The sequence below is a fragment of the Photobacterium sp. ABD4_091 genome (assembly GCF_056160145.1).
Map to the genome: position 1 here is coordinate 2,663,276 of NZ_JBSWWQ010000001.1, position 14,656 is coordinate 2,677,931.

Annotated in this window: 11 protein-coding genes; all 11 read right to left on the bottom strand. The window is 49.5% G+C overall.

What is annotated here, in order from left to right:
• Window positions 1-35 precede the first annotated feature (35 nt).
• Window positions 36-887: a hypothetical protein gene (locus ACXAGQ_RS12285; RefSeq protein WP_475254124.1), complete on the bottom strand. Its 852-nt coding sequence runs from the start codon at window positions 885-887 to the stop codon at window positions 36-38.
• Between the two features lie 319 nt (window positions 888-1,206).
• On the bottom strand, window positions 1,207-2,517 hold the full coding sequence (locus tag ACXAGQ_RS12290; RefSeq protein WP_107301530.1) for a dicarboxylate/amino acid:cation symporter: 1,311 nt from the start codon (window positions 2,515-2,517) through the stop codon (window positions 1,207-1,209).
• 566 nt (window positions 2,518-3,083) lie between these two features.
• The gene (locus ACXAGQ_RS12295) at window positions 3,084-4,922 is read right to left on the bottom strand and encodes a V-type ATP synthase subunit A (protein ID WP_475254125.1); all 1,839 of its coding nucleotides are present in this window, start codon (window positions 4,920-4,922) and stop codon (window positions 3,084-3,086) included.
• Between the two features lie 20 nt (window positions 4,923-4,942).
• Window positions 4,943-5,623: a DUF2764 family protein gene (locus ACXAGQ_RS12300; RefSeq protein ID WP_475254126.1), complete on the bottom strand. Its 681-nt coding sequence runs from the start codon at window positions 5,621-5,623 to the stop codon at window positions 4,943-4,945.
• Between the two features lie 47 nt (window positions 5,624-5,670).
• Complete coding sequence (locus ACXAGQ_RS12305) at window positions 5,671-6,354, bottom strand: hypothetical protein (RefSeq protein WP_475254127.1); 684 nt, start codon at window positions 6,352-6,354, stop codon at window positions 5,671-5,673.
• 10 nt (window positions 6,355-6,364) lie between these two features.
• A complete protein-coding gene (locus tag ACXAGQ_RS12310) occupies window positions 6,365-6,814 on the bottom strand; it encodes an ATP synthase subunit C (protein WP_317522120.1) in 450 nt (149 codons plus the stop codon).
• A gap of 3 nt (window positions 6,815-6,817) precedes the next feature.
• Window positions 6,818-8,623, bottom strand: a complete 1,806-nt coding sequence (locus tag ACXAGQ_RS12315; protein WP_475254128.1) for a V-type ATP synthase subunit I — start codon at window positions 8,621-8,623, stop codon at window positions 6,818-6,820.
• On the bottom strand, window positions 8,620-9,243 hold the full coding sequence (locus ACXAGQ_RS12320; RefSeq protein ID WP_475254129.1) for a V-type ATP synthase subunit D: 624 nt from the start codon (window positions 9,241-9,243) through the stop codon (window positions 8,620-8,622). Before ACXAGQ_RS12320 ends, ACXAGQ_RS12315 begins: the two co-directional genes overlap by 4 nt.
• Before the next feature lie 3 nt (window positions 9,244-9,246).
• On the bottom strand, window positions 9,247-10,620 hold the full coding sequence (locus tag ACXAGQ_RS12325; protein ID WP_475254130.1) for a V-type ATP synthase subunit B: 1,374 nt from the start codon (window positions 10,618-10,620) through the stop codon (window positions 9,247-9,249).
• Window positions 10,621-11,224: 604 nt separating this feature from the next.
• The gene (locus tag ACXAGQ_RS12330; RefSeq protein WP_475254131.1) at window positions 11,225-12,358 is read right to left on the bottom strand and encodes an AI-2E family transporter; all 1,134 of its coding nucleotides are present in this window, start codon (window positions 12,356-12,358) and stop codon (window positions 11,225-11,227) included.
• Window positions 12,359-12,574: 216 nt separating this feature from the next.
• Entirely contained in the window at window positions 12,575-14,626 is a 2,052-nt protein-coding gene (gene metG, locus ACXAGQ_RS12335) for a methionine--tRNA ligase (protein WP_475254132.1), read from the bottom strand.
• Window positions 14,627-14,656 lie beyond the last annotated feature (30 nt).

The following is a 14,656-nucleotide window of genomic DNA, read 5'->3' on the forward strand; positions in this document are numbered from 1 at the left end:
GTAATCAATACTGCTCCTACCCCCATTGCCCGGTCTCAGTACCGGGCAATTATTTGCACCACCTTTTTATCTTCCCTTGCTGTCAGCTCAGGTAGCTTGATCGACAACTCCCCGCCAATATGGCTAAGTACCAAATCAAATAAGTGGAACAGAGTATCTGACGCTTCAAGCGAAAACTGGTAGAGGTGGTATTTGACCAACTCTTTGTCATGCCCGTTTAAATCGATGTTTTCATACTGGATGAACAGATTGTCGATGATGAGCGGCGGTACAGCAGGATCGTCGGGTAAATGCAGCTGCGCCATCCTGCGCTTGAGGATCTGTGCATGCAGCCCCAGCTCCCTTGCCATTACATCACTGCCCATCTTGTAGTTTTCAATCGCATAGCGAAAGCGGCTCAGGCTGTCGATGGCATTGAGCATTACCGGCCATGTGCCTTGGTAATGCTTGAATAATTCATCCCTCTCAGACGTGATGAGGCACTGGGTTAACGTATCGTCTATCAGGTACAGCACATGGCGGATCGCCTTGCCGTGGGTAGCCTGGTTACGCTGGACAGAGTATTTCGGCCATTCATCCAAAATCGTCCCTAGCTGTTTGTCGAGAATGCGGTACATCGGTTTGTTGGTGATTTCCGCTTGGGTGATCAAGCTATGGATCAGCGTCTTGATCGCAATTGACTCACTCAGGCTTTCTGAACGCGGCGGCGTGCTTTTCAAGGCTTGGTGTGACTGGCGGCGGTGAAAGCGGAGCAAGTGGATAAGCTGGCGCAGGCCGATAATTTGGTTAAAGCGGCTTTGAAGCAAATCACGTTGCTGGCGTGAGCGGATGATGACGGTGCCAAGCGCAATGCCGACGAGACAGAGGGTAAGAATAATATAAAGCATGCAGCCTCCCTAAACACACGAGTCCGGTTCTGGTAAGCAAAGTTGCAAGCATTATTCCATGATGGTTCAAAAGGCTTGAATATTTTAAGCTTTATTATCAATTATTTATGTTGATGATTAGATTGGCAATAAAGGCAATGACGAAAATGGTGCAGTGGTGGTGCAATGATGCAGCCTGATGGTGCAGATCGGTTGTCTGTGAGTTGGTGTATGACCAGCCTTGTTTAAAAGTATTGTATGAGTACCAAAGCGAGCAAGGGGCTATAAAAAAGGCTCCCTGTCGGGAGCCTTGAATTAGGAGAAAATGCTTACCCGTTGCTTACGAGTTTGAAATCGGGTGCAGGTGGACTTCTTCTTCTTTCTCACCCGCATGCGGGTCGTTGAAGCGGTCGATATCCATCTCACCTTCAGATTTCGCAACGATACAGGTTACACAGCTGTCACCCGTGATGTTAACTGCAGTACGGATCATATCCAGCAGACGGTCAACACCCATGATAATTGCGATACCTTCAACCGGTAGGCCAACCTGGTTCAATACCATTGCTAGCATGATTAGGCCCACACCTGGTACACCAGCGGTACCGATAGAAGCCAGGGTTGCTGTTGCAATGACCATCAAGTAATCACCCATGGTCAGGTCGATGTTGAATGCCTGGGCAATGAAGGCAGTCGCCACACCTTGCATGATCGCAGTACCATCCATGTTGATGGTTGCGCCTAGCGGTACAGTGAATGAAGCGATACGGTTCTTAACACCAAGACGCTTGGTCGCTGTTTCCATCGTGACTGGAATTGTCGCGTTTGAAGATGCTGTCGAGAAAGCGAACATGATCGCATCTTCCATCTTCTTCAGGAACAGTTTCGGGCTCAAGCCAGTGAAGATCTTGAATAGCGAACCGTATACCACGATACCGTGCAGCAGCAGGGTACAAGTCAGTACTAGGAAGTAACCGAATAGGTTGAAAATTGCATCAAGGCCTAGGCCGGTGAACAGTTTTGCCATCAGGAAGAATACACCGAATGGGGCAATGTTCATCAGCAGGGCAACCAACTTCATGATCACTTCGTTGAGATCAGCAAAGATGCCTGCAATACGCTCGCCTGGCTTACCCGCAGCACTGATAGCAATACCGAACAGGATAGCGAACACGATGATTTGCAGCGTGTTACCGTTAGCCATAGAGCTGATTGGGTTGGTTGGGAACATGTCGATGATGACCTGACCCAGTGACGGCGCTTCTCGAGAAGCGAAGGTAGTGGCTGCAGAAAGGTCTGCGCCTGCACCTGGCTTGAACACGTTACCCATAACCAACGCCAGGGTAATCGCAATGGCAGTCGTCGTCAGGTAGAACGCCAGCGTTTTACCGCCTAGGCGGCCCAGGGTGCTGATATCTTTGAGTGTGCTGGTACCACATACCAGCGAAACAAATACCAATGGCACAACTAGCATCTTCAAGCTTGCGATGAAAATTGCACCGCCAACCTCGAACAGGCCATTCACTATATATTCGTGGACAAAAGATGATTCAGCAAAAAGTGAACGAATAATGAATCCTGTCAATATGCCCAGAACCATACCCAGAATAACGCGGCCGGTCAGGGACATTTTTTTCTTTTGTGCTTGCATGAATAAAACACTCCTTATAATTATTCACTCTGAAAATCTTTCACCAGAGCGCGGAGCAGGTTAACAGCACTTTATGTGTTAAGGCGAAGTAAAATGCCGTGAAATAATCAAAGATATGTTTCAGATCACACTTTTTTGGACAGTATGATATTCTGAAAACACATTTGTTAACTGAATTTTAACGCACTCGGTGGTTTTTGGCCGTTTTTTGTGCTGATAAATCGATTTGAGCGAAAATATGCTAAGGTTTCGCCGAGTTTACACCTGGTTTTGGGCATCAGGAAAAGCCACTGTTAACATTCGGTTTTGCAGTATTTCATGGGGTTGAATGCCTATAAAGGATTAGGTGTGACAGGAAGGTTAAAATCGCTATAGTGAAGGTGTGGTTGTGGTGATTAATTCTGGTTTTTTACCTGAAGGCTGGTGGGATATTTCGCAATATTTTATTGGAGTATATATTTATTCCGAATATGTTTTTCCCGGTCAGTTTTTCTGGGCATAGCAAACCAGCACCATCTGATCACAGATATGCTGGTTGCTAAACTTAAGGTACTGATTTTTAAGGCTTATACAGCTGCTGTTACGGTATCTTCCAACAGCATGTCGATACGTGAAACGTAATCGTGGTACTCAGCGGTATTGTCCTTGGCGTAATGGAAGTTACGGAAGTAGCGTGTCATGGACGTAAAGTACTTACGTGCTTCGGCTTTATCAGCAAAATCATATTCAGTGCGGATGACTTTCACCACCTTGGCAAAGATGAACTGCTGGCGCTCGAAGCTACATGACGCATCGACTTCGTCGAAGGCATCTTGCTGTAGGTATACCATGTCAAGGAACAGCGCTTTCTGGTAAACCACATAGTCTTCCAGCGAAATGCCTTCTTCACCGGTAACCTGCATCATCTGCCCGATGCTGTCACCGGTTGATAGCAAGGCTTTCATTTCCTTAACCGTTGGTACCCACTCAGGGCCCAGGTTCTCGGCATACCAGCCTTCAAGCTGGTCAAGGTAGCGTGACCAGGAAATCAACGGGTCAATCGCCGGGTAGAAGCGCTTGTAGGCACGGTCATACGACAGGCCAAGGAAGGTCTTAACGGTACCTAGGGTCGACTGGGTGACCGGCTCTTCGAAGTTACCACCGGCAGGGGAGACCGAACCAATCATAGTCAGCGAGCCATCAGTGCCGTTTTCGTTGTCAACCACACCACAGCGCTCGTAAACGCCCTTGATCGCTGAGTCCATGTAAGCCGGGAAACCTTCTTCACCCGGGATCTCTTCCAGACGATTCGACGTTTCACGCATTGCCTGTGCCCAACGAGAAGTTGAGTCAGCCAATAGCAGGACGTTGTAGCCCATCTGGCGGTAATATTCACCCAGCGTCAGGCCTGTATAAATAGAGGCTTCACGGGCAGCAACCGGCATCGATGAGGTATTACAGATGATCACGGTACGGTCAATCAGTGTACCGCCATGTTTAGGATCCGGTAGGTGTGGGAATTCCTCAATAGTTTCAACTACTTCACCAGCTCGTTCGCCACAGGCAACCACGATAACGATGTCGGCATCACAGTAACGGGAGATACCGTGCTGCAGAACGGTTTTACCTGAGCCGAAAGGACCTGGTACACAGCCTGTTCCGCCCCGGGCAATCGGGAAGAAAGTATCAATGGTGCGGGTTGTTGTAACCAGTGGCTCATTGGGGAATTTACGCTGAGTCTTGCCGCCGTTTTTGGTCAGGGTATTGGCGATAGACTGACGGACTGGCCACTTCTGGACCATAGTCAGGTTATGCTCTTTACCTCGGTTATCGGTAATATGGGCAACGACGGTATCAACGGTAAAGTTACCTTCTTGAATCCAGGTAACTTCGACTTCACCTTTAATATAGAAGGGCACCATGATCTGGTGGGTAAAACGGCCTTCTTGTACTGTACCCAGTGATTGGCCTGCGCGGAGTTTGTCGCCTTTCTTGGCAACGGCAGTAAAGGCCCAGGTTTCTGCTTTATCTAGCGCATCAACCTGTACACCTCGTTTGAGGAATTTACCGTGGATTTGCGCTAGGCGCTCCAGCGGGTTTTGCAGGCCATCATAGATTTGCGCCAGGATGCCAGGGCCTAGATCGAGGCTGAGCATTTCACCGGTTTGAATAATGCTGTCACCGACAGCAACCCCCCGGGTGTCTTCATACACCTGGATGTCGGCGGAGTCACCGCGAACACGAAGTACTTCGGCCATCAGCATTTCATCAAGGCCGTCCGTTTGCTTGCGGCTCGGTAGTACATAAACTACTTCATTTTTTACCAGTTGACCTTTTTCCCCATCATTGAGGCGAATAGTCAGTGTGTCGCCAATGACAGCCGTAACGTGGGCTGTCGGCGTTTTATTGATTAATTCTGTGCTCATTGAACAACCTGTTTTCAAAATTAATTCGGTAGTTCACTGGCGAACTCGCCCAGTGCATTTTCTACCAGTTGGTCGAACCGCTCGATGGCTATCTCGCTGTTATAAGTGGTCCAGCGGAATACCAAGTTCCAGCGCAAGAGATATATAACGACAGCTTCGAAGCTAAAGCGCTCTTTGGTACTGATGCGGTCAAGTTCATCCCAAACCGCTTCTAGTAAGGCTTTTTCGAGCTCGAGGCTCTGATCGTGCTCCATGTACCGGGCAACATCCGGCAACCATGGGAAAGCGAACTGCAAGTTAAAGTAAGGCACATTCCAATTGCGGCGGACAAACTCGTAGCGCGTACCGAAACTCCAGCGGGGCGCTGACGGTGCTTTTTCCCCGGCTTTTTTGCGGCGCAGGGCAGCAACAACCGTTCGCATATCCAGACGCCAGTCAATCAGATCGCGGAGTACCTTGCTTTTGACTTCACTGCGCGCTCGCGTCGCGAACTTGATCAGCTCAGCATCATCGGCATCGTCCTTGGTACGATCCCAATGCATGAGCTGCTCAATCATATTGAGGTGCTTACGCTCATCAAAGGTGAGTGCACTCAAGCGGCGTTCCAGCTGATAACGTGAAATCGGCGTGATTTTACTGTTGAACAGCGAGTCGATATGCGGCAGTGACGTCAACAAGCTATGATATGCTTTATCAGACATATACGTTCCTTGTTAAAGGAGAGGCAGGGCTAGCCTGCCTCCTTTACTTACTTAACGATACCTTCTAGCAGCGCACGGAAACGTGGCTGAAGATGGTTAAGCATCATCTGGGTGACGGTCTCATCCGACAGTGCCACTTCGATATCTTTATCTTTCAGGCGGAACACTACAGCGTTCTTGTTATCTTCGTTAACGTTGAAAGTAACCCCTTCGCGCAGCATTTCAGCAGCTTGTGCCACCGCAAAGTGGATCAACGTACCTTCCTTGAGTTCTTCAGGGTTGGCACTCAAGTCGTTCACGCCTACCACGCGGGTCGGCAAGATAACTTCAACCGCTTCATCGGTTTTGATGGCACTGCGGCCAGCAACTTCGAGGATCATTTGCTGCAGCAGCTTTTCGTCTGTTAACTGGGTCCCGACAGTCGCCTGGATCTGCTTGGCAAATTCATCCTGCAAGAATGCTTTCAGCTCCAAAATGGCGTTGCGGTTGGCCATCTCAAACGCTTGCTTGCCGGCTGTTGAGACAAAGTCAGCTTCCTTACGGGCATTGCCCAGGATCAGGCCTGCTTTGTCACGGGCTTCTGCAACAATGGTAGAGGCTTCTTCTCGCGCTTCAGCGATAATTTGGTCAGCCGCTTCTTTACCGGCATCGACACCTTCTTGGCGAAGGGTATCGACCAGCTGCTTGATCCCTGCCGAAACAGGCGTTGTATTTTGATTTTCTACTGGCATGGTCTGTTCCTTAAGCGCCGATGTTGGCACCCATTACTAGGGCAAAAACGAACGCGAATACCGAGAAGCCTTCTACAATCGCTGCTGGAGCAATAGATAGACCGAATACTTCAGGCTTGTTCTTAGAGGCATTGATGGCAGCCGATACTGCTTGACCCTGGTAGATAGCAGAGAACAGCAGTGCCAGGCCGGTCATCAGGCCAACACCAAATAGGCCGCCAGCTGTTTGTGCATCCACACCGATACCGGCAAGGGTAAACATGATTACGATACCGTAGATAACCTGAGAGGATGGCATGGCAGACAGGCCAATGTATTTACCGTAGCCAGATTCAACATCGAGCATGGCACCACAGGCTGCTTGACCGGCTACCGAACAGCCGATAGCTGAACCAATAGCACCCAGTGCAACAGGAGCGAACGCGCCCAACCAACCAAGTGCAATAACAAATTGTTCCATGTTTTAATCCTCTTTCTTCCGAAAAGCTTTGAATGGGTATCCTTCGTCGGATAGACCCCAGTTAACAAATTCAATAACGTTCAGGCGCATACCGTGAACCACACCACTCATGACACAGAGTGCGAAGTTCAAAATATGGCCAAGCAATAAGATCAGGCCGCCAAACAGAACCCCAGAAACAGGCTGGGCTTCGACAACTTGGCCGGCGAGTGAGTTAAAGGTCATTGCCAGCGATGCACCTGACAGGCCAAGCGCAAACAAACGCATGTAGCTCAGGATGTCACCGAAGGCGCTGGTGATGTTGTAAATCGCCTTGGCACCATCAAGCACTCGGAGAGCCATGTCCTTGCGGCTGTTGATTGGGCGATCGCTGCTATATACACAGACCAGGCCGGCACCACCGAGCATCAAGAGGCCGCCAAGTCCTTTACCGAACCAACTCCAGACCGCGCCGGTCACACCGAACCACATCAACATGCCGCCAAACATCAGCGCCGCCCAGCCAAGTGGCGCGAACGCCCGCTTGTGGGTGCGGTTGATATAAGCCGTCATCACGTTGGCGATGATCAGGTGCATAACACCGATGAAAACCGAAAGCCGCATCATGGCGGTGTAATCGTTCATGTCGATGATGTGGAAGAAGTCCCAGAAGCTGCCTTCGCTTGGCGAGATCCCAAAATAACTACCTGCCAGCACACCCCAGAAAATACCTAATCCTGACATGAACAAGCCCATGTTCTTCAATCGCTTGCCTTCTTCTGAGGCATCGAATTTTTCACGGAAGAACAGAACGATCAGGCCGAGAATTGCACTGTATATGGCATCATTCATGATCATTGCGAAGAACAATGAGAACGAGTAGAACACCAGGTTGCCCGGGTCCCATGCACGGTAATTCGGGGTTTGGAAAAAGCCCATGGCTTCTGCACCGCCACCGGTTAGCTCGGAGTTTTCAAGCAGGGTAGGTGGCTGGTCATCATCCTTGGGTTCTTCGAACAGCACCGCAGAGCCGTAAACATCAGCCAATTCGATCACCGCATCTTGGGCATCGGCAGGCATCCACCCTTGGATCAGGAAGAATTCGCCTTCGTCCTGAACACCGGAAGAAGCAAGCAGCAGTTCGGCCTTGTCTTGGCTTGCCGCCAGTGACTGACTCAGCGGATATATCCATCGTGTGAGGGCTTCACGTTCTGCCATCAGATCCTCAAGGTGCTGCTCGGCAATCTCGAGGTGCTCTTCGACTTTGGACAGGCTGTTACCGCCAATGTGCGAACGATCGAACGGAAGCAACGCTGGATCGGGCTCGGACTCAGACACAATGACAACATAGGCGTTTTTCTGATCGCGGTGAACTTCTTGCCAAGGAAGATCGATGTCTGCCATGGCAGACAGCTTTTTCAATGGCAGAAGATAAAACCAAAAACGCAAATTGTTGATTGTGCTGATTTCAGGCAGTTCAAACTCCCCCCAAGGGCGCAGCAGTTGCAGGCGCTCTTTGAGCAAGTCACGTTTGTCCTGCTGCTGGCGGATATGGAGTTTGTTCTCGAGAATTTGTGCTACCAATTCATCGACATCTACCAAATCCTTGTCCTTGACCGGACGGCGTCTGCGCTCGACGCGGCTCAGCCAGGCAAGGGCCTCGCTGGCATCTGTCGGTTGCTGCATCGCAATCGCATGGTTGGCGTCGGCATCATCCTGGCTAAGAGGAATAAGATGCATACACCCCAATGCTTGCAACGCCATCAGGATCTCTTCCCGGCGAGAGGCTTGGCCACCGAGTGTTAAGCGTTTTAACTGTTTGATACTCATGATTGGCCTCCCTGCGTTTTCTCTTGCTGTGCTAGCACTTTTTGCTTCGATAGCTTCGCGTTCATAACAGCTGCGCGCTCTTGGTCAGAAAGGTAGATACCGATCCGTTTGATACTTTCTTGGGTATCAGGGATCAGCACTTTCGAGAACAAGTTCACACGCTGGCTGGTGATCCGTGTGGCGTCGCTGATCAATTCGTAGCGCTGCTGGTAAACCGCCAGCTCCACACGCAAACGAACCATTTCTTTCAGCTGACGCACAACACTATCGACCCAGTGCGGGCGGGCAAGGTAACTGTATGGGGTCACTTCGACGTCAATAGCCTCGACGACAGGGACCCGGCAGCCAACAATATTCTGGGTGGCAAGCTTAACGTCGGTGACCTTGACCAGGTTGTTGACGTTGATTTCCTTGCACGCGAGCATCGGGATAGCTTCCTCAACCACAGCACGTAAATCGGCGACGCGATCTTTGGCTTGTTGCAAAGCTTTCTCGGCTTTCTTACGCTCCAGCATTAATTGTTGACGCTTCAGTTCCAACGCAGGCAGGTAGCGGTTGTAAGTTTTTAAACTCCGCTTTTGCTTGTTCAGCGAGCTTTTGTTAAGTGCTACCTTAGCCATGGATTATTCCCCTGCTGTTTCTGCTTCCAGATCTAACTGCTCTGGATAAGGCCAGTACATTTCCAGCAGGCTGTCTTTGATCAGGGTTTCTTCCGGATCAAAACATTCCGCGAGGATTTTCCAACTGAAGTCCAACGCATCTTCCAGGCTCATGTCGACATCTAGCGTCATGAAGTTGTCCTTGAAGTACTTGCCGAATTTCAAGGTCTTCTTGTCATATTCCGACAGTTCGAATGCCATGGCTTGTTTCTGCTGGGCCTCGACAGAATCTGAGTAGAAGCGGATCATCACGCTCATGATAGCGCTGTGGTCTTCTCGGGTTTCCTTGCCGACTACCATCTGCTTAAGACGTGACAGTGAGCCGAATGGGTCAAGTACACCATCGTGAAGGTAGAACTGACCTTCGGTGATATAACCGGTGTTATCCGGAACTGGGTGGGTCACGTCATTGCCTGGCATGGTGGTGACTGCCAGCAGGGTGACAGAGCCTGCGCCCTTGTAGTCACAGGCCTTCTCATAGCGCTTGGCTAGCTGAGAGTAAAGATCGCCCATGTAGCCGCGGTTGGCCGGGATCTTGTCCATTGCAACGCCGATTTCCTTCATGGCGTCGGCATAAGAGGTCATATCGGTCAGCAGCACCAACACCTTCTTGCTTTCGTCCACGGCGAAATGCTCGGCTACTGACAATGCCATATCCGGTGCAAGCAAGCGCTCTACGGTAGGGTCCGAGGCTTGGTTGACGAACATTACGGTACGCGATGATACGCCGGCTTCTTCAAACTGGGTCTTGAAAAAGTGGTAGTCATCATAGATAAGGCCCATGCCGGCGAAGACCACAACATCGGCTTCGGCCTGAATAGCGATACGGGCAAGGAATTTGTTGTACGGTTCACCGGCAACAGAGAAAATTGGGATTTTCTGTGACTCAACCAAGGTGTTGAAAACATCAATCATCGGCACGTTGGTACGCACCATACGGGTTGCCAATGTCCGGCGGACAGGATTGACCGAAGGGCCGTCGATTTCAACCTTGGGGTCGGTTTCGAGTTCTGGGCCATGGTCAATAGGCTGCCCGGCGCCGTTGAAGATGCGACCTAAAATGTTCGGTGAATAGGTAACCTGCATCGGTTGGTCGAGGAAGCATACGGCGGCATTGGTCGAGAGACCTTTACAGCCAGCAAAAACCTGAAGGGAGACTTCTTCGTTGTCGATTTTGATGATCTGGGCAAGCGAGTAGTTTTCACCGTTTTGCTCAATCATCGCAAGATCGCCGTACTTGGCCTTTGCATTGCTCGAGGAGAGGTTGGGTACTTCTACCCTGATCAAATCACCAACGATACTGAGTATGTTGGTGTAACGTAATAGACTCTGTGGCATCACAATACCTTGATAACTGCCTGGGGGATGAGTGTTTCAATGAGAGCCATGAAATATTTGCGCTCATTTTTTAGCCCGCTTGTGAATTACCTGCCCATCCAAGGCAGGAAAAAATCCACAGCACAGTTACCTAGGTTAGGCTTATGTAGCTTATTTGGTACAAATCTGTTGTTTCAGTTGATGTCAAATTGTAACAAATAATTTCAGTCACATCGGGATATTCGAATCAATCTATCGGATTAATCATGGGTATTGGTTTGTTCGATAGCTATAGGGTGTGAGGCGTTAATTTGCTAACCAATTGATTGTGATGGTTTATATTTGAAGTGCGTATATCACTGTGAAAATGCGCTTCAGCAATTGTTTTTTCCTTTTGCGATCTACATAGCAGTTTTCAAAACTGAAAAATTAGATATCACCATTATTTTGTCTTTTAACACATGTAAAAAAAGTTAATGAAATGAGTAGGTATGAAAACAGCGAGATGGTGTTTTTTTGACCAAGCTACACTTTTGATGCGACGACAGGCAATGTGATGACAGGGTGCCACCGCTTACACGTACGATAAATTAGCGTCAAAGTGCTACAAGTTGGCGTGAAAGTGTTACGGATTGGCTTCGCTATCTTTACTCTGCGAATTGCTGGTGTCGGCTATTGCGCTATTACTTTCCGCATCAACCCAGGTCATGAATACTTGATATCCAGCCGAGAGAAATGCAGCACCGATAAACATCCCTAGTATGCCGCCAGACATCATGCCGCCAATTGCGCCAATTAAAACGACTGGCATCGGAACGGCTAGACCTCGGCCTAGGATCATTGGCTTTAGGAAGTTATCAACGAGGCTCGCCGCAATGATTAAGATTGAGAATATCGTGTTGTGCAGGGTTGATGTTTCGCCGCTAGACCACAGAATGCCAACTGCAACAAGAGCAATAATGGTGACAGGTAACTGCATAATGGCGAACATCAAAGCAATTAAGGTAAATAATGCTGCTGCGGGGACACCAGCAAGTGCAACGGTCGCACCGAAGACCACCGCGGTGAGAAATGCAATACCAATGATCCCAATGGCAACTTGCCTGATTGTCGCAGTGGTGAGGTGATGTAATTCTGGGCCAATGTCGCTGTTGGAAAAACTGGTGAAAATCCGCCGTATAGACCGACTAGCGGGTTCTGCCCAGGCCAGCATAATGCCTGCGATAATAATGGCTCCGATCATCAGGAAGACACTTCGCGCAGCACCGCTAGCCCTTTCGACAAACCAGCTGGACAAACTCTTTAATTGCGGTTGTCGCTTTTCAATAAAGCGGGGTAAATCTGCGGCGGCTTCTCCCCAGGCATCATGCATTTTTTCTCCGACCAATGGCCATTCCTTGACACTGTCAGTGGGCGGCGGAACAACCAGAGCGCCTGTCTCGTAGGTTTCATAGGTATCAAAAATTTTGGATGCAAAAGAGTTGCCTACCATAGCAGTAGGGATCCCAAGCAAAAGCACACCGACAATCGCAATAAGGGTTGATGTGCGTGCGGCTGACCAACCGAGCTTGGCCTCAAAGAAAAGCCGGGCCGGATAGAGTGCAATTGCAAGCACTAGAGCCCACATGAGGATCGGTAGAAAAGGCAAGAATGCCCAAAAGCAAACCAGGACAATAAAGGCGATAACGGAAAAGCGTATTAATGAGGCTGTAAACGCACTAGAGAGCACTTGTTTTAAATTTTCATCATCGCGATTCAATGTGTATCCCTCTTTGGTAAAGGTTAACAATGACGGTGAAACTGTTCTGCCTACAAACCGACTTTATCCGTGGCTTTATCCGTAAAGTCTGTTAATTAACTATAATTTGCTTTGTCGTATCTTCCATTCGCATTAATAAAAATTTAGCCTTTACGAGACAAAAAAAACCAGCTCAATTGAGCTGGTTTAGTTTAGAGTGTCTGTAATGACAGGTGGTTACATGACGCGCATGCCAGGCTTAGCACCTTCGTGCGGCTCAAGGATCCACAGATCTTCACCACCAGGGCCAGCAGCCAGCACCATACCTTCAGACATGCCGAATTTCATCTTGCGCGGCTTCAGGTTTGCCACCATAACTGTGTGCTTACCGATTAGGTCTTCAGGGCTGTAAGCCGACTTGATACCAGCAAATACCTGACGGGTTTCGCCGCCAAGGTCTAGCTCAAGCTTCAGTAGCTTGTTTGCCTTTGGCACAGATTCGCAAGACACGATTTTCGCAATGCGAAGATCCACTTTAGCAAAGTCATCGAATTCGATTTCGTCTGCGATTGGCTCTTTGCTTAGCTCAGTTTCAGTCTTTGCCGCTTCTGCTTTTTCTTTTGCTGCCATTTCTGCTGCTGCATCTTCTTTTGAAGATTCAACCATAGCTTCAACTTTCTTGGCGTCGATACGGTTGAACAGCGCCTTGAACTTAGTCACTTCGTGGCCAGTTAGCGGCTGGGCAATGCCATCCCAAGTCAGCGTTTCGTTCAGGAAGCCTTCGGTACGCTCAGACAGCTGAGGCATAACAGGTTTCAGGTACGTCATCAGTACGCGGAACAGGTTGATACCCACCGAGCAGATTTCCTGTAGTTCCTGATCTTTGCCTTCTTGCTTAGCCACAACCCAAGGGGCTTTTTCATCAACGTACTGGTTAGCTTTGTCAGCCAGTGCAGTGATTTCACGGATAGCACGGCTGAATTCACGTGTTTCGTAAAGCTCTGCGATGCGATCTGCAGCAGCAACGAACTCTGCGTATAGCTCAGGCTCGGCGAAGTTGTCAGACAGCTTGCCGTCGAAGCGCTTGGCGATGAAGCCAGCGTTACGAGATGCCAGGTTAACAATCTTGTTCACCACGTCGCTGTTAACGCGCTGGGTGAAGTCTTCAAGGTTAAGATCCAGATCATCGATACGGCTGTTCAGCTTCGCTGCGTAGTAGTAACGTAGGCATTCTGGGTCTAGGTGCTCTAGGTAAGTACCCGCCTTGATGAAGGTACCTTTTGACTTGGACATCTTGGCACCGTTTACGGTTACATAGCCGTGAACGAATACGTTGTCCGGCTTACGGAAACCCGCGCCTTCTAGCATTGCAGGCCAGAATAGGCTGTGGAAGTAAACGATGTCTTTACCGATGAAGTGGTAAAGCTCGGTTGAACTGTCTTTGTTCCAGAACTCGTCGAAGTCCAGGTCATCGCGCTTGTCACACAGGTTCTTGAATGAGCCCATGTAACCGATAGGTGCGTCTAGCCATACGTAGAAGTACTTGCCAGTTTCGCCTGGGATTTCAAAACCGAAGTAAGGTGCGTCACGAGAGATGTCCCACTGCTGTAGGCCAGACTCGAACCATTCCTGCATCTTGTTGGCAGTTTCGTCCTGAAGGGCACCAGACTTGGTCCACTCTTTTAGCATGCCTTCGAACTGAGGCAGGTCGAAGAAGAAGTGCTCAGAGTCCTTCATAACAGGCGTTGCGCCAGACACAGCAGATTTCGGGTTGATCAACTCTGTCGGGCTGTAGGTTTCGCCACAGTTGTCACAGTTGTCGCCGTACTGGTCTTCAGACTTACACTTAGGGCAAGTACCTTTTACGAAACGGTCCGGCAGGAACATTTCTTTCTCAGGGTCAAACAGCTGGGAGATAGTACGGTTGGTGATGTAGCCGTTTTCTTTTAGCTGAGTGTAGACGAACGACGCCAGCTCGCGGTTCTCTTCAGAGTGCGTGCTGTGGTAGTTGTCGAAGCTAATATCGAAGCCAGCAAAGTCAGCCTGGTGCTCTTTGCTCACTTCGGCAATCATCTGCTCAGGTTCCATACCCATCTGCTGGGCCTTAAGCATGATTGGAGTACCGTGTGCATCGTCTGCACAGATGAAATGAACTTCGTTGCCGCGAAGGCGCTGATAGCGCACCCAGATATCCGCTTGTACATGCTCAAGCATGTGGCCCAAGTGGATAGAACCGTTAGCGTACGGTAGGGCGCAGGTCACCAGAATTTTTCTTGGATTTGCAGCCATAATGTCTTATTTCGCTCGTGATGGGTAATA

What these genes read in the sequence shown, in the direction of transcription:
- ACXAGQ_RS12285 (WP_475254124.1), bottom strand. Translation starts at nt 887, where the DNA reads ATGCTTTATATTATTCTTACCCTCTGTCTCGTCGGCATTGCGCTTGGC.
- ACXAGQ_RS12290 (WP_107301530.1), bottom strand. Translation starts at nt 2,517, where the DNA reads ATGCAAGCACAAAAGAAAAAAATGTCCCTGACCGGCCGCGTTATTCTG.
- ACXAGQ_RS12295 (WP_475254125.1), bottom strand. Translation starts at nt 4,922, where the DNA reads ATGAGCACAGAATTAATCAATAAAACGCCGACAGCCCACGTTACGGCT.
- ACXAGQ_RS12300 (WP_475254126.1), bottom strand. Translation starts at nt 5,623, where the DNA reads ATGTCTGATAAAGCATATCATAGCTTGTTGACGTCACTGCCGCATATC.
- ACXAGQ_RS12305 (WP_475254127.1), bottom strand. Translation starts at nt 6,354, where the DNA reads ATGCCAGTAGAAAATCAAAATACAACGCCTGTTTCGGCAGGGATCAAG.
- ACXAGQ_RS12310 (WP_317522120.1), bottom strand. Translation starts at nt 6,814, where the DNA reads ATGGAACAATTTGTTATTGCACTTGGTTGGTTGGGCGCGTTCGCTCCT.
- ACXAGQ_RS12315 (WP_475254128.1), bottom strand. Translation starts at nt 8,623, where the DNA reads ATGAGTATCAAACAGTTAAAACGCTTAACACTCGGTGGCCAAGCCTCT.
- ACXAGQ_RS12320 (WP_475254129.1), bottom strand. Translation starts at nt 9,243, where the DNA reads ATGGCTAAGGTAGCACTTAACAAAAGCTCGCTGAACAAGCAAAAGCGG.
- ACXAGQ_RS12325 (WP_475254130.1), bottom strand. Translation starts at nt 10,620, where the DNA reads ATGCCACAGAGTCTATTACGTTACACCAACATACTCAGTATCGTTGGT.
- metG (WP_475254132.1), bottom strand. Translation starts at nt 14,626, where the DNA reads ATGGCTGCAAATCCAAGAAAAATTCTGGTGACCTGCGCCCTACCGTAC.